Annotated in this window: 20 protein-coding genes and 1 pseudogene; 10 read left to right on the top strand and 11 right to left on the bottom strand. The window is 45.1% G+C overall.

Annotated elements, in window-relative coordinates; all coding sequences use genetic code 11:
- Window positions 1-41: 41 nt before the first annotated feature.
- Window positions 42-800: a putative porin gene (locus HADU_RS09700; RefSeq protein ID WP_034592709.1), complete on the bottom strand. Its 759-nt coding sequence runs from the start codon at window positions 798-800 to the stop codon at window positions 42-44.
- Between the two features lie 159 nt (window positions 801-959).
- A complete protein-coding gene (locus HADU_RS09695) occupies window positions 960-1,739 on the bottom strand; it encodes a putative porin (RefSeq protein ID WP_004813724.1) in 780 nt (259 codons plus the stop codon).
- 488 nt (window positions 1,740-2,227) lie between these two features.
- Between HADU_RS09695 and prfB the strand changes: the two genes are divergently transcribed.
- From prfB to HADU_RS09670, 5 genes are all read left to right on the top strand, one after another.
- A protein-coding gene (gene prfB / locus HADU_RS09690; protein ID WP_108675737.1) for a peptide chain release factor 2 occupies window positions 2,228-3,323 on the top strand; the annotation gives its coding sequence in 2 pieces (ribosomal slippage) (window positions 2,228-2,299 and window positions 2,301-3,323; 1,095 coding nt in all).
- A 146-nt stretch (window positions 3,324-3,469) separates the two neighbouring features.
- Entirely contained in the window at window positions 3,470-3,769 is a 300-nt protein-coding gene (locus HADU_RS09685) for an ArsR/SmtB family transcription factor (protein ID WP_005180779.1), read from the top strand.
- Between the two features lie 25 nt (window positions 3,770-3,794).
- Window positions 3,795-4,880, top strand: coding sequence for an alkene reductase (locus HADU_RS09680; protein ID WP_008305724.1), 1,086 nt, complete (start codon window positions 3,795-3,797; stop codon window positions 4,878-4,880).
- Between the two features lie 80 nt (window positions 4,881-4,960).
- Entirely contained in the window at window positions 4,961-6,241 is a 1,281-nt protein-coding gene (locus HADU_RS09675) for a 3-deoxy-D-manno-octulosonic acid transferase (protein ID WP_008305722.1), read from the top strand.
- 280 nt (window positions 6,242-6,521) lie between these two features.
- Window positions 6,522-7,235, top strand: coding sequence for a 16S rRNA (uracil(1498)-N(3))-methyltransferase (locus tag HADU_RS09670; protein ID WP_005220593.1), 714 nt, complete (start codon window positions 6,522-6,524; stop codon window positions 7,233-7,235).
- Here HADU_RS09670 and HADU_RS09665 read toward each other — a convergent pair.
- The 3 genes from HADU_RS09665 to HADU_RS15910 all read right to left on the bottom strand — a co-directional run bounded on the left by HADU_RS09665 (window position 7,209) and on the right by HADU_RS15910 (window position 8,918).
- Complete coding sequence (locus tag HADU_RS09665) at window positions 7,209-8,189, bottom strand: mechanosensitive ion channel family protein (protein WP_005220594.1); 981 nt, start codon at window positions 8,187-8,189, stop codon at window positions 7,209-7,211. The two genes, HADU_RS09670 and HADU_RS09665, sit on opposite strands and share 27 nt — an antisense overlap.
- Window positions 8,190-8,295: 106 nt before the next feature.
- Window positions 8,296-8,724: a DUF805 domain-containing protein gene (locus tag HADU_RS09660; protein ID WP_413540695.1), complete on the bottom strand. Its 429-nt coding sequence runs from the start codon at window positions 8,722-8,724 to the stop codon at window positions 8,296-8,298.
- The gene (locus HADU_RS15910; protein WP_227499353.1) at window positions 8,700-8,918 is read right to left on the bottom strand and encodes a hypothetical protein; all 219 of its coding nucleotides are present in this window, start codon (window positions 8,916-8,918) and stop codon (window positions 8,700-8,702) included. The genes HADU_RS09660 and HADU_RS15910 overlap by 25 nt, the downstream gene beginning before the upstream one ends.
- Window positions 8,919-9,170: 252 nt before the next feature.
- Between HADU_RS15910 and acs the strand changes: the two genes are divergently transcribed.
- On the top strand, window positions 9,171-11,114 hold the full coding sequence (gene acs, locus HADU_RS09655; RefSeq protein WP_005220600.1) for an acetate--CoA ligase: 1,944 nt from the start codon (window positions 9,171-9,173) through the stop codon (window positions 11,112-11,114).
- Between the two features lie 146 nt (window positions 11,115-11,260).
- Window positions 11,261-12,443, top strand: a pseudogene (locus tag HADU_RS09650) (acyl-CoA dehydrogenase family protein).
- Between the two features lie 54 nt (window positions 12,444-12,497).
- Here the strand turns inward: HADU_RS09650 and phrB are convergent.
- The 4 genes from phrB to msuE all read right to left on the bottom strand — a co-directional run bounded on the left by phrB (window position 12,498) and on the right by msuE (window position 16,687).
- The gene (gene phrB, locus HADU_RS09645; protein ID WP_008305715.1) at window positions 12,498-13,913 is read right to left on the bottom strand and encodes a deoxyribodipyrimidine photo-lyase; all 1,416 of its coding nucleotides are present in this window, start codon (window positions 13,911-13,913) and stop codon (window positions 12,498-12,500) included.
- Window positions 13,914-14,030: 117 nt separating this feature from the next.
- Complete coding sequence (locus tag HADU_RS09640; RefSeq protein ID WP_008305713.1) at window positions 14,031-14,651, bottom strand: riboflavin synthase; 621 nt, start codon at window positions 14,649-14,651, stop codon at window positions 14,031-14,033.
- A gap of 160 nt (window positions 14,652-14,811) precedes the next feature.
- Complete coding sequence (sfnG, locus tag HADU_RS09635; RefSeq protein ID WP_008305711.1) at window positions 14,812-15,924, bottom strand: dimethylsulfone monooxygenase SfnG; 1,113 nt, start codon at window positions 15,922-15,924, stop codon at window positions 14,812-14,814.
- 28 nt (window positions 15,925-15,952) lie between these two features.
- Window positions 15,953-16,687, bottom strand: a complete 735-nt coding sequence (gene msuE / locus HADU_RS09630; RefSeq protein ID WP_004813699.1) for an FMN reductase — start codon at window positions 16,685-16,687, stop codon at window positions 15,953-15,955.
- A gap of 374 nt (window positions 16,688-17,061) precedes the next feature.
- Between msuE and HADU_RS09625 the strand changes: the two genes are divergently transcribed.
- Window positions 17,062-17,712, top strand: a complete 651-nt coding sequence (locus HADU_RS09625; RefSeq protein WP_004813697.1) for a response regulator — start codon at window positions 17,062-17,064, stop codon at window positions 17,710-17,712.
- A 64-nt stretch (window positions 17,713-17,776) separates the two neighbouring features.
- Here HADU_RS09625 and HADU_RS09620 read toward each other — a convergent pair whose 3' ends face one another.
- On the bottom strand, window positions 17,777-18,538 hold the full coding sequence (locus HADU_RS09620) for a hypothetical protein (protein ID WP_004813695.1): 762 nt from the start codon (window positions 18,536-18,538) through the stop codon (window positions 17,777-17,779).
- A gap of 413 nt (window positions 18,539-18,951) precedes the next feature.
- Window positions 18,952-22,443, bottom strand: a complete 3,492-nt coding sequence (locus tag HADU_RS09615; protein ID WP_008305709.1) for a PAS domain-containing hybrid sensor histidine kinase/response regulator — start codon at window positions 22,441-22,443, stop codon at window positions 18,952-18,954.
- 182 nt (window positions 22,444-22,625) lie between these two features.
- Here HADU_RS09615 and HADU_RS09610 point away from each other — a divergent pair, with 182 nt between their 5' ends.
- Window positions 22,626-22,958 carry a DUF485 domain-containing protein gene (locus tag HADU_RS09610; RefSeq protein ID WP_008305708.1) on the top strand — a complete coding sequence of 111 codons (333 nt, stop codon included), beginning with the start codon at window positions 22,626-22,628 and terminating at the stop codon, window positions 22,956-22,958.
- Window position 22,959: 1 nt separating this feature from the next.
- The gene (locus HADU_RS09605; RefSeq protein ID WP_008305707.1) at window positions 22,960-24,666 is read left to right on the top strand and encodes a cation acetate symporter; all 1,707 of its coding nucleotides are present in this window, start codon (window positions 22,960-22,962) and stop codon (window positions 24,664-24,666) included.
- The last annotated feature ends 25 nt before the right edge of the window (window positions 24,667-24,691 follow it).

The following is a 24,691-nucleotide window of genomic DNA, read 5'->3' as shown; positions in this document are numbered from 1 at the left end:
ACCGCTCAAAAGAGCGGTTTTTTATACTCTGTAATATTTAATTAGAAGCGATATGCTGCACGAACAGAGAAAGAATCTTCATCATCACCTAAGCCTATACGTCCTTCAAGGCTCATTTGAGGACTGAAGAATTTTTTTGCATTGATGCCAAACTCGTCATAGACATCATTGTCATAATAGTCGACGCCTACGCTAAAGGTTTTATCAAAGTAGTAGTCGCCACGTAATGAGAATTCATCTAAATCGCCAAGACCGAAATAAGCTTCCAAGTTGATGTCATTGCCTGCCAATGGTGCAACATATTTAGCGCGTAAAGTTGGATCAACACCATCATCATTGTCATTGTCCCAACCACGCAGGCCAGCGGCAAGTAGTAGACCTGGTACTGGTAAATAACCTACTTCAGCACCATACGTGGTTAGATCTGATTCGGCTGTGACAGGGCCAAGCTCAACTTCTGTTTCATTATGGCTAATGTCAGCACTGATATAGAAATCAGAGTTAGGTACAAATAATTCTACGCCTGCTCCTAAACTCGTAGTATCGATGTCATCATTACTAATATAGGCAAACCCACCATTCACATTGCTGGCACGATTTAAAAAAGCAGCTTCATTGAATGGGGCGTTTTTCACTTGTACAGGATTAAAGTAGTAGGTTCCATCTAGGCCAAATCCGATTGCAGAATCTCCTTGATCGGGATCAATATAAATCAGATTACCACCTACTTCAGTCTGATAAGCATGGCTCAAACCAAATGTACCCAGCAGGGCAGTTACAAGTACAATTTTTTTTAACATGTATAAGTCTCGGTTGTTATTGATAAAACTTGAAATTTTATACTTGTAACAAATTGTATGTTTTTTATTCTTATGGTCAAGACCATTGGTCTTATTTTGGTGCATTAAAAAAGCCCCTCCGAAGAAGGGCTCTTTTATTAAAGCTATGTCTAACTTAGATTAGAAGCGATATTTTGCAGCTACACCAAATTTATTGTAGTCATTATTACCTGCTTCACCAAAGCCTACACGGCCTTCAAGACTAACTTGCTGGTTGATGAATTTACGTGCACTCACACCAAATTCACTACGGTCGATAAGGTCATTGTTCTGATAGTCAGCACCAACGCTTAAAGTTTTATCGATAAAGTAGTCAGCTTTCAGGTTGTACTCATCGAGATCACCAAAAGCGGCACCAGCTTCAAGGTTAATGTCTTTACCGTTGCTTAAGGTAGTCACATATTTTGCACGAAGTGTTGGATCTACACCGTCATCACGGTCGTTATCCCATCCTTTCACACCAGCAGCAATCAATAAGCCTGGTGCTGGAAGGTAACCCACTTCTGCAGCATAAGTCGTCAGGTCATTATCGAAGTCATCATTGTCTTGTAAATCATGACCACTCACCTTACCACCTAAATAGAAGTCTGAATTCGGTACAAAGTATTCTGCACCGACACCGTAGCGATGTGCTTCAGCATCACCAATTTCATCATATTGGTATTCAGCTTTCACATTGCTTGCACGATCAAGGAAAGCAGCTTCGGCTAATGGTGAATTACGCGTTTGTACAGGATTAAAGTAGTAAGTGCCATCTACACCGAAAGAGCCGCTTGAACTACCGTTGTCCGGATCTGTTAAGCCTGCTGATGCACCAATTTCTGCTTGATAAGCATGTGCTGCGGTACCCGTAAAAGCTACGGCTGAAATTAGTGCTGAAGCGATTGCTAATTTTTTCATGCGGATACTCCCCTCTGAAATTTTGGCTGGGATTTAATACATTTTTTGTTACAGTTTCAGTCTAGCCCAAATCGGCAGATCGTCAATCAAGGGAAAGTTACATTAATGTCAATACAGTAATTTTGTGTAATTTTATGATTTTAATTCATTGAAATATAAATAAAAAAAACAATGTTTTGTTTTATTAAAACTATGTAAAGATTGTGAATTTTAGAGATTTTGATTAATAAATAATCAGAAAATTTATGATGAAATAGACTGGTTGAGTTTTAAAAAATTAGAAATTTTTCGTTAATAAAATTCATTTTGAATGCATTTTCTCTCTATATGAAGATGAATCAACACTGCTAAATTGATTGAGTTGAATTATTGAAATAAATATTTATGGCAGGCAGAAATCATACAGATGTCCTGTTCAAACTGCGGGAAAGGACTGTGATATAATTGCCTGCTAAAAATTTATGCCTTATTGATTGAGAGAAATTCACGTGGAAATTAATCCTTATCTACTCCAGCTAAAAGACTTGAACGAACGTGGTCAAACACTACGGGGGTATCTTTGACTACGATCTGAAAAAAGAGCGTTTGGAAGAGGTTCTCCGTGAATTAGAAGATCCAGCCATCTGGAATGATCAGAACCGTGCGCAGGCTATGGCCAAAGAAAAAGGCGAGCTTGAGAATGTACTGAATGTACTGGATGGTCTGGCGAGTCAGCTTGAAGATGCACAAGCCATGCTTGATCTGGCTGTAGAAGCCGATGAAGAAGCCATGCTTGAAGATGTTCAGGCAGAATTGACAACAGCAGAAGAAGAGCTGGCAAAGCTTGAATTCCGTCGTATGTTCAGTAATCCGATGGATCCGAATCCATGCTATGTGGAAATTCAGGCAGGTTCAGGTGGTACGGAAGCACAAGACTGGGCATCGATGCTGCTGCGTATGTACATGCGCTGGATTGAACGTCATGGTTTTAAAGCAGAAGTGATGGAAGAGTCTGACGGTGATGTAGCCGGGATCAAGTCTGCTACGATCCGGGTAGAAGGTGAGTATGCCTATGGCTGGTTACGTACCGAATCAGGTGTACACCGTCTAGTACGTAAATCACCATTCGACTCGGGTAACCGCCGTCATACTTCATTCTCTGCAGTATTTGTATCGCCTGAAGTAGATGACAATATTGAGATTGAAATCAATCCTTCAGATGTCCGTACCGATACTTACCGTGCCTCGGGTGCCGGTGGTCAGCACATTAACAAAACTGACTCTGCGGTACGTCTGACCCATATTCCAACCGGTATTGTGGTGGCCTGTCAGAACCAGCGTTCACAACATGCCAACCGTGACCATGCCTGGAAACAGTTACGTGCAAAACTCTATGAACTGGAAATGAGCAAACGTAATGAAGCGGCTCAAGCATTAGAAGACTCGAAGTCTGACATTGGTTGGGGTAGCCAGATCCGTTCTTATGTACTGGATGACTCACGTATCAAAGACTTACGTACTGGTGTTGAAAATTCAAATACAGGTGCAGTTCTGGATGGTGATCTGGATAAATTTATTGAAGCAAGCTTGAAACAAGGCCTGTAAGCAGACCTTTTAACTCTCTGCGTAGCAAAGCAGATACAGTTTGTGACTCTTATATCTAAAATATTCGATATATAAATCGAAAAAATACGATATAATGGGATAAATGCTGCAATCAGCTTTGTTGCGCACGACTATGTGATGTGACTATGGACTTTGATCTGATCTTTAAAGCACTGGCAAATCCCACACGCCGGCAAATTCTGGAATGGTTAAAAACACCAGAGCAGTTTCTGTCTGCCGAAGAATGTGGCGGCTTTCAGCGTGGTGTTTGTGCGGGCCAGATTGAAAAATTAGGGCAAGTTTCGCAGTCCACCATGTCCAATCATTTGTCCGTGTTACAGCAGGCGGGATTAATTACCGCCACCAAACATGGGCAATGGTCATATTTCTCCCGCAACGAAGCTTTGATTCAGCAGTACATCGAACATCTACAACAACACCTCTAAAATAGATCTGGAGGTCGGAGTCAGTATGGCTGAATTAAATACCCCCCTGAAACTGGGTGCGCTTGAATTAAAAAACCGTGTCATCATGGCGCCTTTAACCCGTAGTCGTGCAACCGATGAGCGTGTCCCAACCGCGATGATGGCTGAGTACTATGCCCAACGTGCAAGTGCAGGCCTGATCATTTCTGAAGCGACAGTTATTTCTGAAGAAGCCAATGGTTACCGCAATACACCTGGGCTATTTACAGATGCACAGGTCGAAGGCTGGAAACTGGTAACCAATGCTGTACATGAGAAGGGTGGTTTAATCGTTGCCCAACTATGGCATGTGGGGCGTGTTTCTGATCCAGAGCTGTTAAATGGTGAAACACCGGTATCGGCGAGTTCAGTACAACAGGCCGGTCACGTCAGCCTGTTACGTCCTAAGCGCCCTTATGTTCTTCCACGTCCGCTGGAAATCTCAGAAATTCATGCCATTACCGAGCAATATAAGCAGGCTGCAATTCGTGCCAAAGACGCCGGTTTTGATGGGGTAGAGTTGCATGGCGCCAATGGTTATCTGATTGACCAGTTCCTGCAAACCAAGACCAACAAGCGTGAAGATGAATACGGTGGTTCTGTTGAAAACCGGACTCGTTTCCTGCTGGAAGTGGTGGATGCCTTGATCGAAGTCTGGGGCGCGGATCGTGTTGGTGTGCATCTGGCACCACGTGGTGATGAGCATGACATGGGTGATGATGATCCACGTGAAACATTTGGTTATGCAATGGAGCAGCTGGGCAAACGTCAAATCGCGTTTTTCTTTACTCGTGAATATCTGGCTGAAGACAGCATTTCTGAATATATGAAACAGCGTTCAGGTGGCGTGCCGTATATTGCTAATATGCGCTTGAGCCGTGAGGATGCTATTGAACTTTTAGCCTCAGGTAAAGCAGATGCGGTCTCTTTTGGTAAGGCCTATATTGCCAATCCGGACCTATACGAGCGTCTGTTACAAGATGCACCGCTGAACGAGCTAAAACTGGAAAATATGATCGGCAGTCAGGCGGCTGAGGGTTATATTGATTACCCGACTTTGGCAGAAGTAAAAGTTTTAAGCACAATAGAATAATCTGAAAATAAGCCACATCGGTTAACATGTCGATGTGGCTCTGTTATATTTTGCCGATTCACTCAATTTCGGGGCAACATTTGGCTACTCCTTTTTGGTACAACGCGGCACTGACACTGATCAAGCCTTTATATCAGTCACGTATTCGCAAGCGTGCGGAAAGTCCTGAACAACTACAACAGGAATTGCTTGAGCGTTTTGGTCCGTTTCAGACCCCAAAAAACAAACATGCCATCTGGTTTCATGTGGTTTCGGTTGGAGAGACTAATGCGGCACAGCCACTGATTGAATATTATTTAAAATCAGGCCATCCGGTGCTGGTAACCAATACCACTAAAACAGGTCAGGCACGCGCCAAATCTCTTTTTCTTAAAGAACCCTATTTAAATTTATTTCAGGCCGTTTATTTACCTGCCGATCAAAAACATCTGATTCAGGATTTTTATCAGAAATATCAGCCGAAATTATTGCTATTAATGGAAACTGAGCTCTGGCCAAATCTCATTGATCAGGCAAGGAATTATAAGGTGCCCTGTCTGTTGCTGAATGCCCGTCTTTCAGAAAAATCAGCTCAAGGTTATGGCAAGGTCAAAGGGCTAACCCGTAGCATGCTGAACGCAATGCAGCAGCTATTGGCTCAAGATCTTGCAACCCAACAACGTTATATTGATTTAGGCATCGAAACTAAAAAAACCCAGATTTTAGGTAATATCAAGTTTGATATCACGGCACCACAGCAGTTTATTGAGCGTGCGAGTGAGTTAAAACGGGAATGGACTTTACAAGGCCGTAAGATCATTACCTTGGCCAGTACCCATGCACCGGAAGAACAGCAGCTGATGGCCGAATTAAAAGCAGCTCTAGATACTGATCCAAACTTACTGTGTATTGTGGTGCCACGTCATCCGGAACGTTTTGATGAAGTGTTTCAGGCCGCGCAGGCTCTTAACTTAACCACCCAACGCCGTAGTTTGGAACAGAAAATTGAAGCGGATACCCAGATTTATCTGGCAGATTCAATGGGTGAGATGTGGCTGTGGTATGCACTTAGCCAAGTCTGCTATGTCGGTGGTTCTTTAAATGAGCCTGGTGGTGGACATAATATTCTGGAGCCGATCGCACTAAATGTGCCTACGATTCTGGGTAAGAATTATTTTAACTTCCAGACTATTGTGGATGAGTTTATTGAAGCTCAAGCTGTAGAAGTGGTAGAGAATGTTCAGCAGGCAGCTACAACTTTGCTGAAGATTCTAAATGATTCATCCAAGGCAGAAAGTTTAAATACCGCAGCACAAAAGATTATGCAGCAGAATCAGGGTTCGCTTGCCAAGCATATTGCAGTAATAGATCAGTATTTGTAAAACTGCACCACACTCGCATATATCGGTTTACTACTAAAAGTTTAATTGTAGAGATGACCTACTTTTCAGAGATGAAAAGTAGCAAAAATCTTTTGTTTGATTGAGAATACATCCATGTACCCCAATCAAACGGGTGACATCCATGTCACCTGTCACGAATGCCAATGGCGAGTTGTTATTCCTATATTGAGTTGTGATTCCTATATGACTCATTGTTGTGCTGATGATTGTCGTGCAGACAATGCGTTACTGAATTAAATCTTTTGATTGGTTTTTAGTTATGAACATCGTCCTGCTTGATCCTCGTCAAACCCAATCTGAGATTTGGGCGATCAGTGCCAAACGTCAATTGGAACATTTGCAACAGCATCTGGATATTCAAGTCGGTGATACGCTTAAAGTGGGTATCCGTGAAGGCAAACGGTATCTTACGGAAATTATCGAAATTACAGAAAAAACAGTTCGTCTCAAACCCTTAAAAGAAGAAGCTGTGCCTGCGAAGTTGCCAGTGACGCTGATTGTGGCTTTACCACGTCCGAAAGTGTTGCGTCGTTTAATTATGGATGCGGCGACACTTGGGGTAGAGAAGATCATTTTGCTGCATAGCTATCGAGTGGATAAAAGCTATTGGCAAACTCCATTTTTACAACAGTTAGATCATTATATAGAGCTGGGACTGGAACAGGCCGGGGATACGATTGCGCCGAAAATCGAATTCTATAAACGTTTTAAACCCTTTGTAGAAGATGTACTACCGACCTTGATTAGTACAGATTGCCCGGCTTATGTGGCGCATCCTTATGCTGAAAGCAAAATGCCTTTTGCAATTGAGCATCCGTGTACGGTGGTAATTGGACCAGAAGGTGGTTTTATTCCTTATGAAATAGATTTGCTTATAAAAAATGGCTGCCAGGCTGTGAGCCTTGGCAACCGTATTATCCGTACTGAAACAGTAATCCCTTATGTCTTAGGTCGACTGTTTAGCACGGCCTGAAGCATCTTCAGTATTTTCACCACGGTACACTTTTACTTCCTGTACAGGGTAAGGAATTGAAATGCCATGTTCCGCGAAGGCTTCAATCACATGTTCCTGAACGGTACTGATTGAATTACCTGTAGAATTTTCCTGGGTGTCGACCCACCAGGTTACCGTCAGATTAATCGAGAAGTCAGCCAGTTGAGTCACATTGACATTAAAAGCAGGCTGGCTGAGGATCAACTGATCCTTGTCCAGAATTGCCATAATGATACTCTTGGCTTTCTGCACATCATCTTCATAGCCAATACCAACCACAAACTGACAGCGGCGGCGTGGATAAGCCGTATTTACCGTCACGGCACTGGTATAAACCGTTGCATTTGGAATCACAATGCGGCGGCCATCGGGTGAGCGCAGGAAAGTTGCACGGATCTGGATATCTTCTACCGTGCCTTCCATGCCTGAGACAATAATGTCATCGCCAATTTTAAACGGTTCACCGAGCAGAATCAGCACGCCGGACAACAGGTTCTGGAAAATATCCTTGAAAGCGAAACCGATCGCCACCGAACCAATCCCCAAGGCACTCATCAGCTGCCCGGGTGTAAAGCCTGGAATAGCAATGACCATGGCAATCAGGAAGCCAATAAAAATAATTGCAGATGTACCGACACGGTTAAGTACCAATACCAGGTTCTGTTTACTGTAACTCCGTTCACCAATCGCTTTACGCACAAAAAACTTGAACAGCTTCGAAAGCAGATAAAAGATACTGAAAACTACCAGTGCGATACAGATATAAGGCAGGCGCTCCCAAAACGCCTCAATAAATTTATCGACGGTTGAATACGCATCATTATATTTAGCCGTGTGCTCAATGACGGTCTGAGCAGTTTTTTCAGTTGCTTGATGCAACAGCTCAGTTGTCCCTTCAGTCACTTGGCTTAGAGCATTGTCTTTTTCAGCCACGAGTATCCCGATTATAAAAAAATCGCATTATTTTGCCTGATTTTTACATTGAACTTAATAGAAAGTTGCATAGCCCTTGCGGGTGGTAGCAAAATTTAACATAAGCTTAAAAATATTCTGTCCCTTGCTGGATCACTTCCTGTGGACTTTCCAGCTCACCACTTCCCATCATGAAGGATACCATGCTGCTAGCAGCAAATAGACTTAACACGGTCAATAGTATTATCAGCCAGGCCAGAATTTTTTCCCAGACTGCAGTTGGTCGCGGTGCACCAAAGCGGTTATGTCCTGCTGTGCCTCTTGCCAGCAGCAGATAGAAAATAAATAAAATATTAACCACCGGCACTAGCATCAGCAGCATCAGCCAGCCAGATTTATTCAGGTCATGCAGGCGGCGTGCCACTACCACAATATAGAAATACAGATAGAACACAACCAACAGCAGATAGCCCAAGCCAGCCAAACCAGTCAGTGCATCAACAAACTGCCGATTATCCAGAGACAAGGTGGTCAGGCTGAAAATACCGCTGACCAGACTGAGGGCAATCGAAGCAAAGAAAAAATGATATGCAGGAAAGCGTACCAGCCAATAAAGCTGAGCCGGCCAAAGCGCCCTTCAAGAGATAGCGGATTATCATTGGAAGGTGCCGGAGAGCGGGAGAAAAATGGCGAAGTATCTTTAGAGTTCATGGGCTGAGCCAGTTCAAGTAATTGAAAACAGGCAAACATGTTTGCCTGTAAGGAAGTATAAAAATTCAACACCATTATAAGATTAAACGGAATGGTGAGATACGAAAACTAGACAGGAATGTATTGGATTCACCTGTAAACCTATGTTTTAAATGGATTGATCAGAATACGACCAAAGCATGATTGTCCAATTTGAGATAAGCCGTTCATACTGAGCTATGCATAAAAAACAATCAATAACGTGGCATGAACCTTTCGTGATGAGAGGGAATAAGATCAAGGAAGTAAATAATGAAAGAGATCTATCCTGTACCAGCAGAATTTAAAAAAACCGCACGGACCACCGAGGCTGAATATTTCGAACGCTATCAGCGCTCTATTGAAGAACCGGATGAGTTTTGGGCCGAGCAAGCCCAGCGCCTTGACTGGATCAAGCCATTTACCAAAGTTAAAGACACCAGCTTCGACAAAGATAATTTCAAGATCGAATGGTTTGCTGATGGCCAGCTGAATGTCAGTGCCAACTGTCTGGACCGCCATCTAAAAGAGCATCCTTATAAGCCGGCAATTATCTGGGAAGGGGATCATCCATCCCGTCACAAAATTATCTCTTTTCATGAGCTGTATGATGAAACCTGCCGCTTTGCCAATGTCCTGAAAAAGAACGGCATCAAGAAAGGTGACCGTGTGGTGCTGTACATGCCAATGGTCTCTGAAGCTGCGATTGCCATGCTGGCCTGCGCCCGTATTGGCGCAGTACATTGCGTGGTATTTGGCGGTTTCTCGCCAGATTCGCTGGCTAGCCGTATTGAGGACAGCCAGGCGAAAATGGTCATCACAGCTGACTCCGGTATGCGTGGCGGCAAGCCTATTCCACTGAAAGCCAATGTGGATGAAGCCCTGAAAATTGCTGGTACTGAATCAGTAGAGCACGTCATGGTGGTGCATCGCACGGGTAATCCGATCGAAATGAAGGAAGGTCGGGACCTGTGGTATCACATGGAAATCATGACGGTCAATGAGATCTGTCCACCTGAACCCATGAATGCAGAAGATCCTCTGTTTATTCTGTATACATCAGGCTCAACAGGCAAGCCAAAAGGGGTACTGCATACCACCGGTGGTTATCTGACGTATGTGAACTCCAGCTTTCGTGAAGTTTTCGACATCAAGCAGGATGATGTGTTCTGGTGTACCGCTGATGTGGGCTGGATCACCGGACACTCTTACGTGCTCTATGGCCCATTATCGAATGGTACCACCACCGTCATGTTTGAAGGGGTTCCGCAATATCCAAGCTGGGCACGCACCGGGCATATCGTAGACAAACACAATGTCACTATTCTCTATACCGCACCCACTGCGATTCGCGCCATGATGCGTGAAGGGGATGCCTTTGTGCGTGAAAGTGACCGCAGCAGCCTGCGCCTGCTCGGTTCAGTCGGGGAACCGATTAATCCGGAAGCTTGGAACTGGTACTACAGCGTAGTCGGTGAAAGCCGCTGTCCGATTGTGGATACCTGGTGGCAAACCGAAACTGGTGGTTTCATGATTACCCCATTGCCAGGTGCAACCGATCTGAAACCAGGCTCTGCAACCCGACCATTCTTTGGTGTGCAGCCAGCGATTGTTGATGCTGAAGGCAAAGAGATGGAAGGTGCAGTGGAAGGTAATCTGGTGATCAAGGATTCCTGGCCAGGTCAGATGCGCACCATCTGGGGTGATCCGGAACGCTTTATCGAGGCTTATTTCTCGACTTATCCGGGGACCTATTTCACGGGTGATGGTGCGCGTCGGGATGAAGATGGCTATTACTGGATTACCGGTCGTGTCGATGACGTGCTGAATGTATCCGGTCATCGTCTGGGAACAGCTGAAATTGAAAGTGCACTGGTAGCACATGAGTCTGTAGCTGAAGCTGCAGTCGTGGGTATGCCACATGATATTAAGGGTCAGGGTATCTGTGCTTTCGTGACTCTGCAGGCAGGAACCGAGAGTACGGAAGAACTGCGTGCTGAACTGGTGGCCTGGGTGCGCAAGATTCTTGGACCAGTCGCGACGCCAGATGCACTGCACTGGGCGCCAGCATTACCGAAAACCCGCTCTGGTAAAATCATGCGCCGGATCTTGAGAAAAATTGCAGCGAATGAACTGGATAGCTTAGGTGATACTTCAACTTTAGCTGAACCACAGGTGGTGGATAACCTGATTGCCGAAGTGCAAAGAACCGCTTAAATTTTTATAAAATCAAGAGAATACCGGCTTTCTTTAGCCGGTATTTTTATATCACTGATAAGCTCTGCATGCTTTCGGATATGGGCTCCGAACTTGATCTGTTAAGCTTCTGGCATGCTGTAGATAGCTAAAATGAGTACAAAAGAATGAATGTGCGACAACAATACCTGAATCAATCTCCGCTTGATATTGCTCAGTCTCTGGCAGATCAATTTGCCTTGAGCGCAGCTGAACGTGATAAACAGGGTGGCAATCCCAAGCAGCAACGCGACCTGATTCGTGACAGTGGCTTGCTGGGGTTGTCTATTCCAAAGCAATATGGCGGGCAGGGTGCAGACTGGCAGACAATTTTTCAGACCATTCAGGCAATTGCACGCGTAGACAGTTCACTGGCACATGTTTATGGCTTTCATCATTTACTGATTGCGACGGTACAGCTGTTCTCACAGCCGGAACAATATGGCTTATGGTTTGAACAGACTGCACGTAAAAACCTATTCTGGGGCAATACCTTAAACCCGCTGGATCGCCGTACGAAAGTTAGTAAAAACTTCTGACCAAGAATATATTTTCCATGGAGACAAGAGCTTCTGTTCCGGTTCAATCGACTCAGACATCCTGCTCTGTTCAGGTTATAACGAAGAGGGCCAACTACTGATTGGCGTAATTCCAACCCAGCGTGAAGGCGTCAGCTTCCTGGGTGACTGGAACAATATGGGCCAGCGTCAAACCGACAGTGGGACCAGTCATTTTGAACAGGTGAAAATTCATAAAGATGAGCTGTTATTGAATCCAGGGCCATTGAGTACACCATATTCCAGCCTGCGTCCATTGATTGCCCAGCTGATTTTTGTGCATATGTTCCTCGGTGTAGCGGAAGGGACCTTTGAAGTAGCCAAGCAGACTGTACAAAGTCAGAAAGCCTGGTCGAAATCACTGGTTGAAAACGCAGTCAATGATCCCTTTACCCAGAAGCATTTTGCCGATTTTTATGTACAGCTAGAAGGTGTACGTCTATTGGCAAATAAAGCCATTCAGACTTTGCAAAAGGCTTGGAATGTTGGCCCTGATCTAACAGTTGAAGAGCGTGGTGAAGTATCTATTGCCATTGCCACCGCAAAAATTGCCGCAACCAATACTTCACTGTATATTACCCAGAATATTTTCCAGGTCATGGGCGCACGAGCAACGACAGCCAAGCTAAATCTGGACCGTTTCTGGCGCAATGTACGCACTCAGACCCTGCATGATCCGGTGGATTATAAATATCAGGAAGTAGGTGAATGGGTACTGACGGGTAAAGTGCCTGATCCAAGTTTTTATTCTTGATTCATCTTTTAAAAAGCCTCCATTTGGAGGCTTTTTATTGGTTAGTATTTTGACTTAAATTTGTTTAAATACTTCAATTGCCCGGACGCGGGACTGTTTTAAATCGACAATCGGTTTTGGATAATCCAGCCCTAAATCTGGATTTTTGGCATAAGGTTCATGAATGGTTTTAGCATCCAGATGTGCCAGTTCTGGAACCCATTCACGGATATAGTCGCCGTTGGGATCGAAACGCTGTGACTGATTCACCGGATTAAAAATCCGGAAATAAGGTGCTGCATCCATGCCGGTCGAGGCACACCATTGCCAGCCGCCATTGTTAGCAGCCAGGTCACCATCAATCAGATGTTGAATAAACCAGGCTTCGCCCAGCCGCCAGTCGATCAACAGGTTTTTGCTCAGGAACATCGCGGTAATCATACGTACCCGGTTATGCATCCAGCCCGTTGCCAGCAGCTGGCGCATACCAGCATCAACAATCGGAATCCCCGTCCGGCCTTGCTGCCAGGCAGCTAAATCTTCTGGAGCATCACGCCATTCTATCGCCTTGGTATTTTCCTTAAATGGCTGATGTCTGGACACTTTAGGAAAATCGTGCAGGGTATGCTGGTAAAATTCACGCCAGAGCAGTTCATCCAGCCAGGTCTGCTGACCGACATCTTCAAGCTGGAAATAACCTTGAGAAGAGGTGAATAAAGCCTGCACACACTCCCGGATTGAAAGAATACCGATATTTAAATACGGCGATAACTGGCTGGTACCATCGATCGCTGGAAAATCCCGATCGGTTTTATAATCCTTTAGCCGGTCTGCGATAAATTCATTCAGTAATTCAAAGGCGTGTTTATCTTCAACTGGCCAATACGGGTTGGCTGTCTCTGGCCGATAAGCCTCAGAAAATTTATCCAAATTAAAATTAAACTGAGAAAGATCGAGTTGTAACTTAGGCTGTGCTTCAATATCTGGATAACAGGAAGGCACATCGATAAGCAGCCGTTCATAGCATTTCTTTTTAAATGCACTAAACACCTGATAAGGCTGTTGGCTCTGATTGCGGATCGAACCTAAAGGAAACAGGGTACGATCTTCATAGTATTCACAACTAATCTGATGCTGTTGCAATAATTGCTCGACAGCCTGATCACGCTGCTGCTCATTAAGCCCGGTTTCGATATTGCAGTGCACGGTGCTGATCTGAAATTGCTGGCACAGTGCCAAAAGCTGCTCTGAAATATCTTTCCAGAGTGGAATATTTAAAATTAGAAGAGGGATATTCAATGCTTCTAGCTGCTGTTTCAGGATTTTTAGCCGGCGCAGATAGAAGTCGATCTTGATCGGTGCATCCTGATGCAGTTGCCATTGTTCAGGTGACAGGATGACCAGCGCCAGACATTGCCTGCTTTGTGCTGCATGCCATAAGGCAGCATGGTCATGAAGGCGTAAGTCGTTCCGGAACCAGATCAGATGCATGACAGTTTTCTAAATCAATAAGATGCCATGCATTCTAGATAATCTGATCAAACAGAAATAGTAGAGAAATATTAACGTGATAGGAGCTGAAGTTTGTCACTATCAGCTCTGAAGGTATTAGCCTTTGGCGAGATGGATATTTTCCAGCGTATCTACCAGAGTTCGGGTCATCTGGTCAATTTCATAATTCACTTCATCACCAACCTGAACAGATTTCCAGGTCGTTAGACGTAGGGTTTCTGGAATCAGGTCAATCGAAATCTCACTTTTGACACGATCGACATGGTTTACTGTCAGGCTGCAGCCATTCAGTCCGATAAAACCTTTCAGGAAAAAGTATTTGATATTGCCAGCTGGAATCTGCAGGTTAATATGCAGGGTTTCACCGCGACGCTCGATCTGGGTGACTTGAGCTGTGCCTTCAATGTGTCCGTACAGGTTATGACCGCCATTTTCCGCCCCCACTTTTGCTGAACGTTCAATATTTACTTCATCACCGACTTTAAGTGATTTTAAAGTGGTGAGTTCAAGCGTGACATTAGAAATATCAAAATGAATCTGTTGCTGTTCATGGTCAATCGTGGTCACGGTCAGGCATACACCATTTAGTGCGACACTGGCACCAATAAATACATCTGCAAAGAAACCTTGCTGATCACTGACAATGATCGTAATAAAGCCATTGCCTTTGCGAATTTCAACGACCTTTTCCAGGCCTTGGACAATACCGGTATACATAGTTAAAACATCTATTCTTGCAATTGCATCACATTGTAGGGAGGAATACAGAATCCGGCTAGCGTTGTACTGTACTGCCTGGTTTTCTGCCCAGATAAAAAAATCCCCTAAGCCGAGCCTTAGGGGAGTGAATGGAAAGCGCTGAGATTTATTGGAATACTTATACGAGCTCAGCGTCTTCTTGTTGCACAGCCGTTGCCTGTTGTGCTTCAAGTTCACGGACCAAAGGCAATACCTTTTGGCCAAAATATTCAACTTCTTCAATAAAGTGCAGGAAGCCAGACAGAATTAGATCCACACCGACTTTTTTCAGTTCGATGATGCGTTCAGCAATTTGCTGCGGTGTACCAATCAGGTTAGTGCGGAAGCCGTCATTGTATTGAACCAGATCTTCAAAAGTAGACTTGGCCCAGTTACCTTCACCTTCTGCGGTTGCTGCACCTGCTTCCCGCGTTGCATCACTAAAAGATCTCACGGCCTGGACATTGGCCTTGGCAACGATTTCCTGCAGTACTGCTTGTGCTTCTTCCTCAGTATCGCGTGCAATAACGAAGGCATTCACACCGATTTTTACCTGGTGATTGTTGGCTTTGGCCTTTTCACGGATATCATCAATCTGTTTTTTCAATTCTTCAGGTGTGTTGCCATTGGTGAAGTACCAGTCGGATACACGTGAAGCCATATCGCGTGCAGCGCGGGAGCTGCCCCCCTGGAAAATTTCAATATGCGGTTTCTGTACCGGCTTTGGACTCAAGCTATAGTCATTAAACTGGTAATACTTGCCATCAAAACTGAAATGATCTTGAGTCCAGACACCTTTCAGACTACGGATAAACTCTTCTGAACGGGCATAGCGCTGGTCATGCTCTGGCCATTCTTCACCAATTGCATCAAACTCGCCGCGGAACCAGCCACTGACCACATTAATTGCAATACGGCCATTGGTCAGGTGATCGATGGTTGCCAGCTGTTTAGCAGCCAGCGCAGGTTTCCATGGACCTGGCAGAATCGCAGCGATGACTTTCAAACGTTCAGTCTTTGCCAGAATACCGTGGCTAAAACTGACTGATTCATGCTGATTTTCTGCATTATAGCCTGCAGTAAAACGGATCTGGGTCAGGGCATAGTCAAAGCCAGCCTTTTCCGCTGTCTGTGCCAGACGTACATTATAGTCATAGCTCCAGTCGGTGCGCTGCTCGATGTTACTCACCACCAGACCACCGCTCACATTTGGAACCCAATATGCAAAAGTAATATGTTTTTTATTTGACATTCTTCTCACCCTCTGAAGAAGTTTTTCGTTAAGCAACTTGAGTTTTTGGTGCTTTTTTGCTGTGTAAGCGGGACTCTGCTGCATCCAGGCTAGGCACTGCTGCTGAAGGCAGCACTTCTTCCTGTTCAATCTGTTTATTGATGCCCAGGTTCTGATTGGCTTGTTGAGACTTTTCTTTAATCACTTCAGCACGTTGACCTTTGGCTGGTGCCCATTCCAGGATTGGTAATGCACGTGCGACAGCCAGTGTGATACGTGCGCGAAGCAGTTCGCTGTGAATGGTATATTCAGGTGTGAAGTCACGATCCGTTGCGTACACACCAATTGGTAATGTTTGTGCCTGAAAGAAGCTGAATAATGGACGTAATTGATGTTCAAGCACCAGTGCATGACGGTCACTGCCACCGGATGCTGCTAACAGGACAGGAACATCCACCAGCGCCGTTTGCTCTACAAAGTCGAAGAAGTGTTTGAACAGGCCAGTGAAAGAGGCACGGTAAACTGGAGTGCCGACGATCAGTGCATCCGCTGCTTCTACAACTGCCAAATCATCCTGAATGCGTTGCGGTAACTGGTTACGGTAGATTGCGCCACCCAGTAACTGACCAATTTCACTGAATTTAATGAAATGTACATTGATAGGTGTGGCTTCACCCAGCTCATCAATAATCGCTTGTACCAACGCTTCAGTTTTAGAAGGATGATTTAAACCACCAGAAACGGCAACGATATTGAGCGGCTTTTGTAGATCTTGATTTGACATTTTGGAACCTAAAAACGGGTTAGTCTCGGAATGAACCTATTAATCCAAAATGCACTCATGGGTGTAAAATAAGGAAAAGCTGAAAAGTTATCTACATTTGAGATATAACTAAAATATTTGCTTTTTGGAAAGCCAATCGCAACTAATACATTGATATTTTGACTTATATTGAATAAGAATAAGCATTCTAGTCAGCTAATAACACATATACAAAAAAATGATGAGAATTAAATAATTAGTGAAATACCCATATTCTAGAGTTTATGTAACGAAACTGGATATTATTTTTAAAAATTGTACAGTCTTGCATATCGCTGACCTACCGACTACAGGTAGAATATAAGCTACCGTGCACAAGATCTCTCTCACGTCCTATGAATATTTTAATCGTTGATGATCATCCACTGTTTCGTCATGCTTTAATTCAAGCCGTTCGTTATAGCTTACCGCAAGCACAAATTCATGAAACTGCAGCAGTCAATGAATTTTATGAACGCCTGGAAAATGGTCCTGAACCTGATCTTGTGCTGCTGGATCTGAATTTACCGGGTGCTTCCGGCTTTTCTGCATTGGTGCATGTCCGTGCTCAATATCCTTCGCTTCCAATTATTGTGGTATCGGCTCACGAAGAAGTCAGCATCATTCAACGCGCAATTGCACATGGTGCGATGGGTTATATTCCAAAATCAGCACATCCAAGCCATATTGGTGAAGCGATTCGGGAAGTACTGGAAGGCGAAATCTGGTTACCGCCAAATCTGCCAGCTAATATGAACTTTGATCCGCGTGCGGCTGATGAAACTGCACTGGCTGAACGTATTCAGTCTTTGACCCCACAACAGTTCCGCGTATTGATGATGGTGGCAGAAGGTTTGCTGAACAAGCAGATTGCTTATGAACTGGATGTATCGGAAGCAACCATTAAAGCCCACGTGACTGCGATCTTCCGTAAGCTTGGCGTACAGAACCGTACCCAGGCTGTCTTGGCGATCAATGCGCTGAATATTGAAGAAAAGAAAATCTAAGCTTTTCGAAGCGCCAAAAAAAGACCTCCGCAGAGGTCTTTTTTTATGGTCTGAATATCTGCTTTTAGGCAATACAGTCCTGTTTTGGCGTAAGGTCAGCACAGAACAGCGGGTTCAAGGCACATTGCAGTTCATCAATCTGTTCTTGAGTCACATAGCCTTTTGACATCAGGTATTCAGCAACACGGTCGTCACGCAGACTTAAAAAAGCTGCATCATACACACCCAGATCGACAAACAGCGCAGCCGTTTCCAGGCTGTTAAACCGATCCAGGTAAACATCATTGCCATACATCAGGAAAATATGATCCTGTTCTGACTTTGGATCGACGCGTAGGCGCTCTGCCAGCTCGATTGGTGAGGTTTTAATAAAGAGCAGCTCAGAAAGTTCATCAAACTGTGAGGTGTCCAGCTGGTCATCACCAGTTTTAACCTTGGCCAGCCATGCTTTAAATACCAGTACCGCACCACCGCGCAATAACATGCTCCAGATCTGATGACGGGTATCTTCACTTAAATCTGCAGCTTCGGTTTCCAGAGACTGAATCAGCTTCGATTCCTGCTCTGCCAGACGCTCGAACAGCCCCAGACCTTGCGGCTTATAGGCAAAAGGCTCAAACACATCAAAGTGCAGCTCATCAAATACCTGTAGGGCGAGAGGAACTGCAGATTGATACAGGGTTTCTAGCGCTTCAATTTGAGCAGGATCAAGTTTGCTGTACTTAAACAGATTATTCCAGTCGATTGCCGGCAGCATGGCATTGGCACCGTATTGACGATGAAACTGTCGGTTCTGATTGATCTCAGTATTAGTGTCTAGGCTCATGATTAGTCATCCTTTATGCAGTAATAAATGATCAGCTGACATGCGGATGAGGAATATAGGCATGAATAGATACTGATCGTTTCTAAGTCATATTTTTAGAGCGAAATAGGGGCATGAAAAAATACGACTAAAGTTCAAGCAATCAAGTTAATCCTATATTAGTTTATATAAAATAATAGCTTACAATATTGTAACCAAGTACACACAGGTTCACGTCAGGAATGGTGAAGTTTTGCCATAGCGATTTTTAAAATGATGTTTTTGGTCAATTGATGTAAGGATTTTTAGCCTGATTCTGATATTTTTGGCACATACGCTTAAAAATCATGCAAATATTGAAATTTTTGTGACATTTAACATAAAAAGTGCCTGCTTTACACGGTAAAACAGGCACTTATCGAAACCATAACCACTTAACTGTCTGAGATTTTTAAACCCGATAGCCATGAACGTAATGAAGCAGGTTTCAGCGGTTTTTTCAGCAGCACAATATTCAGTTCCTTAAGCTGCTGTGGCAGTTCAGGATCAGAATCCGCAGTGATCAAGGCAACCGGTACATTTGGCTTACGATTATCTACGATAAAGTCCAGGCCGCGTTGGTCATGATTCAAATGCTGATCCACCAGCCAGACCTGAATATTTTCCTGTTCAATCATTTCCTGTGCCTGTTCAGGCTCTGTAGCTTTAAATACCTGATATCCCCATTTGGTCAGCAAGGTCGACATACCTTCCAGAATGGTTTCATCATTGTCCAGACATAGCACTTTAAAGGCTTTGGATTTCAGCGGTACCGCCTGCACTGGAGCTGCCACAACTTTTGGTGCCTCAGTGAGCGGTACTTCAATCATGAAGCAGGAGCCTTTGCCATATTCAGAGTAGACGTGTACCGGATAGTCCAGCATGCTGGTCATACGCTGCACAATCGCCAGACCCAGCCCCAAACCTTGTTCACCCCATGGAGAGGTATGACCACAGCGCTCAAATTCCTGGAACAGTTTGATCCGCTGTTCTTCGGCAATACCCGGTCCGGTATCCCATACGCCAATACGGATATGATTCGGTTTGCTGCTGGAACGCAGTACACCCACAATCACTTTGCCGCTGGCGGTATAACGGAGCGCATTGCTGACAAAGTTCTGGATAATCCGGCGAATCCATTGTGGATCAGTATCAATCCAGAACTGCGCATCATGCACACTGAACTTGATGCCACGCTGTGCTGCGATGGATTTAAACTGTAATTCCAGATCGCTGAGCAGATCATGCAATGGATAGGCTTGACGCTTCGGCTGAATCGTTCCACCTTCCAGACGGGCAATATCCAGCAGGGCAGAAAGCATGCTTTCTGCACCATACAAGGCACGGTCCAGCTGCTGTAAGGTCTTGCGATCTTCTTCGCTTTGCACACTTTGTTCCAGTGCCGTACTGAACAGACGTGCTGCATGCATCGGCTGTAACAGGTCATGACTGGCTGCTGCAATAAAGCGGCTTTTGGACATATTCGCCTTGTCTGCCTGTTCACGAGCCAGTTGCTGTTCGGACAAGGCATCCGCAAGCTGCTGGGTACGATCACGCACACGTGCTTCCAGTACGGCTTCATTTTCACGGAAGGCGGTAATATCCGCAAAGGTCGTAACAAAACCACCGCCTTCAATCGGATTGCCACGCATCTGAATCACGCGGCCATCTTTACGGATCCGCTCGAATTCATGTGCACTACCGACCTGCATCCAGTGAATCCGTTTACGTACATGTTCTTCAACCGAACCCGGCCCACATTCACCGCGCTCGGCGTTATAACGAATCAGGTCGGCGATCGGGCAACCAACATAAACAATATCTTTTGGATAATCAAATAGCTTCAGATACTGGTTGTTCCATGCTACCAGGCACATGTTTTCATCGACGACACTGACACCTTGGGTCATATGGTCGATCATGGTCATGATCAGGTTCTGGTTAAAGCGTTGCCACTGGGAAGCTTGGTCAAGAATATTGGCAACCTGACCAAGAGCCAGACCGTTATTTACCATCGCAGTGGTCAATAAGGTACGCGCTGAGGCAGCACCGATCGTGCCAGCCAGATATTGCTCGGTAAAGCGCCACCACATGCCATTGGCACTGCTATTTTCATTCAGCTCGACATTATTCTGGGTACAGAACTGCTTGAATGCACGCGTGGTGGGTTCTTCACCGGTAATGCGTTTGGCCAGCGTAATCAGGTCACCGACTTTTAAACGGGCCACATCCTGATGGGAATAGCTCACTTCAGTAGTTGGGCTCTGTGAAGGCAGGGGTTTGGTTTCATAGTAGAAGAAACTTTCCGCCTGAATCTGCTCTGCCACACTTGGACGGAAGATGCGTGACACCCAAATGTAAAGCAGTAAATTGAGACCGAGTGACCACACCACACCATGAGTCAGGGAATCAAAGGATTCAAAACCCAGTAATGCTTCAGGACGAAGCCAGTTGAGCGCCAGTGGGCCATAATTGAGAAAGTCGTGGCTAAACTGCTGATATGTTTCGGGCAGGCTACGCAGAATGGTCGGGAACAGTAAGGTATAAGCCCACAAAGCAAAACCGGTCAGCAAGCCGGCATAGACACCCTGTTTACTGCCACCCCGCCAGTACAGACCACCAATCAGGGCAGGGGCAAACTGTGCCACCGCACTAAAGGCCAGCAGACCGAAGATAGAAAGCTGATCAATATCATTAAAGAAATTGAAGAACAGGAAGCCCATCAGCATTACAGCTAAGATAGAGATGCGTCGGGTAAATTTCAGTACCAGTGGCAGACGTTTGTCATGGCGTGAAATCAGATTAGAACGCCACAGCGCCGGCATGATCAAGTCATTACTCAGCATGATCGATAAGGCAACGGAAGACACCAATAACATCCCGGTGGATGCCGAGAATCCTCCGAGGAAGGCTAATAGGGTCAGCCAGTCCTGGTTATAGCTCAGAGGCAAAGACAGTACTGCTACATCTGGAATCGCCAGATAATGTGGTGCCGCATGTAGTGCCCAACTGGCAATTGGAATGATCGCGATGGTAGTCAGAATCAGATAAACTGCAAACCAGCGGCGGGCGCCACGGATATGCTTTTCATCACGCAGTTCAACCACGGCCACGTGGAACTGACGCGGCAAACAGATAATCGCCAATGCCGCGAGTAAAGTTTGTACCCAGAAACTTTCTGGCACGCCAAACAGTTGCACTTCATGGAAGGTGGTTTTGATATCGCCCGTAATCTGCGACAAATTTTCTGGTGCAGCAAACATGAAGAAACCAGCAACTGCCAGTAATGCAAACAGCTTAACGAAAGATTCAAAGGCGACTGCCAGCATCAGGCCGCCATGCTGTTCAGTATTGGCAATCTGCCGGGTACCAAACATCATCGCCAGAATCGCCAGAATACCGGTCAGGAACAGCACGCCATTGGTCGTGCCTGTTACCCCTGCGGAAGGTTCCAGAATCACGGATGCACTTAGGGCAATCGCACGCAATTGCAAGGCCAGATAGGGAATAATCGCAATGACTGCCAGAATGGTGACCAGTGAAGCCAGTGGTCCACTTTTACCATAACGTGCCGCGACAAAATCTGCGATCGAGGAAATGGCATGGTGCTGACGTACTCGTCCCAACCGGCGCCAGATGTCATAACCAATCGCGACAAAAAGCAGTGGGCCGAGGTAGATAGGTAGGAAAATAATCCCTTCACGTACTGCAGCACCTGTTGCTCCATAAAAGGTCCAGGAAGAACAGTAGACACCTAAAGTTAAGCTAAACAATAGCATGCGTCCACGAGTGCTGAGCCGACTGGCGTGTTTCTCCCCGAAAAATGCACAAACAAAGAGTAATGCGATATAGAGGGTGAGTACCCCTATGATGAGCCAACTGTTCATATTGCCTGAAGTGTACTGAGCATGCGGCTATGATACAGCATCATGAACGCAGGCGTTCAAATTGCTTATTTTTTAACGACCAAAGTCTAAATTACAAGCACCTGCGATTATTGTTAATTTGTAACAGTGATAATTCGAATTAAAAAATAGTCGGCCCAAGGTTGGGCTACAGGAGTGTAATTATGGATGAGGTACAAGTAGATCGTATTCTACAGAATCCAAAATTTAAGGAAATGGTCCGCAGGAAAAGTATGCTGAGCTGGACGTTGACTGGCATCATGCTATTTGTCTATGTGGGTTTCATGTTGCTTGTTGGCTACAACAAAGAATTTCTATTGTCTTCAATTTCAGGTGGTGTAACGACTTGGGGTATTCCGCTAGGTTTGGGAATTATTGTGCTGTCATTTATTTTATGCGGCGTCTATTCCTATATCGCGAATAACCGTCTTGATCAACTTACTGAAGAAGCAATTCGTGAAGTAGAAGCGATTGCTCATGAAAAAGGACACCACTAAGATGAAATGGAATTCTCTTATTGCCTTTGCTGCGACCACAATAGCTTCAGGTATGGCACTGGCCGGTCCTGATCTGGGTGCAGCTGAACAGCAGGCAACCAATTGGCCTGCAATTATCATGTTCCTGATTTTTGTGGGAGCAACCCTGTTTATTACTAAATGGGCGGCAAAACAAACCACCAATACCAAAGATTTCTATACAGCCGGTGGCGGGATCTCTGGTTTCCAGAATGGTCTGGCAATTGCCGGTGACTATATGTCAGCAGCATCCTTCCTGGGTATTTCCGCAATGGTATTCCTATCTGGTTTCGATGGCTTGCTGTATTCCCTGGGCTTCATGGTGGGTTGGCCGATCGTATTGTTTCTGGTAGCAGAACGTCTGCGTAACCTGGGTAAATATAATCTGTCAGATGTCGTCTCTTTCCGCTTACAGGAAAAACCAGTACGTACTTTGGCTGCATTAAGCTCCTTGGTTGTAGTAGCGTTCTACCTGATTGCACAGATGGTGGGTGCAGGCCAGCTGATCAAGCTTCTATTCGGTCTGAACTATAATATTGCAGTTGTTATTGTCGGTTTACTGATGATGGCTTACGTGATGTTCGGTGGCATGCTGGCAACGACTTGGGTACAGATCATCAAGGCCGTAATGCTGTTATCTGGTGCGACCTTCATGGCTTTCATGGTGATGAAAGGCGTGGGCTTCAGTTTTACCAATATGTTTGAACAGGCGATTGGTGTCTATTCAAAAGTGCATGATCTGAGCTTGGCTGATGCAACCAAAATCATGGGTCCTGGTAGCTTGGCGTCTAACCCGGTTGATGCAATCTCTCTTGGTCTTGCCTTGATGTTTGGTACAGCAGGTCTGCCACATATCCTGATGCGTTTCTTCACAGTAAAAGATGCCAAAGAAGCACGTAAATCGGTGGTCGTGGCGACAGGCTTTATTGGTTATTTTTACCTGTTAACCTTCATCATCGGTTTCGGTGCGATTCTATATGTATCGAATAACCCGCAATTCTTGGATATTGCAAAAATGGCCATCACTGGCAAGCTTGAGCTTGTGGGTGGTAACAACATGGCAGCAGTTCACTTGTCTGATGCATTGGGCGGTGACTTGTTCATGGGCTTCATTTCAGCAGTTGCATTTGCCACCATCCTTGCGGTTGTTGCAGGTCTGACCTTGTCAGGTGCATCAGCAATTTCACATGATTTGTATGCCAACGTATTGAAGAAAGGTCAAACCACGCCTGAATCTGAACTGCGTATGTCTAAAATTGCGACTTTAGGTCTTGCAATCTTTGCCATGATTTTGGGTATCCTGTTCGAGAAGCAAAACGTTGCCTTCATGGTTGGTCTAGCATTCTCTGTGGCTGCATGTGCCAACTTCCCGGTACTTGTACTTTCCATGTTCTGGAAAGGTTTAACAACTCGTGGCGCAGTAGCAGGTGGTCTTGTAGGTTTAGTATTAGCAGTGGTACTTATCGTACTGTCTAAAGCAGTTTGGGTAGATACATTGGGTATTTCTGATACACCAATTAATCCATACAATGGTCCTGCATTATTTGCGATGCCTTTAGCATTCTTCTTCTGCTGGCTGTTCTCTGTGACAGATAACTCTGCACAAGCACAAGCGGAACGCAAAGCATTCGATGCACAGTTTGTACGTTCACAAACAGGTATTGGTATCTCAGGTGCCTCTGATCACTAAGATGATTTGATCACCTATAAAAAAA

The organism is Acinetobacter sp. HA (genome assembly GCF_000264725.1).
GTDB classification, from domain to species: domain Bacteria; phylum Pseudomonadota; class Gammaproteobacteria; order Pseudomonadales; family Moraxellaceae; genus Acinetobacter; species Acinetobacter schindleri.
The sequence above is the reverse complement of the archived record's forward strand: the minus strand, read 5'-3'. Positions and strand labels throughout refer to the sequence as shown.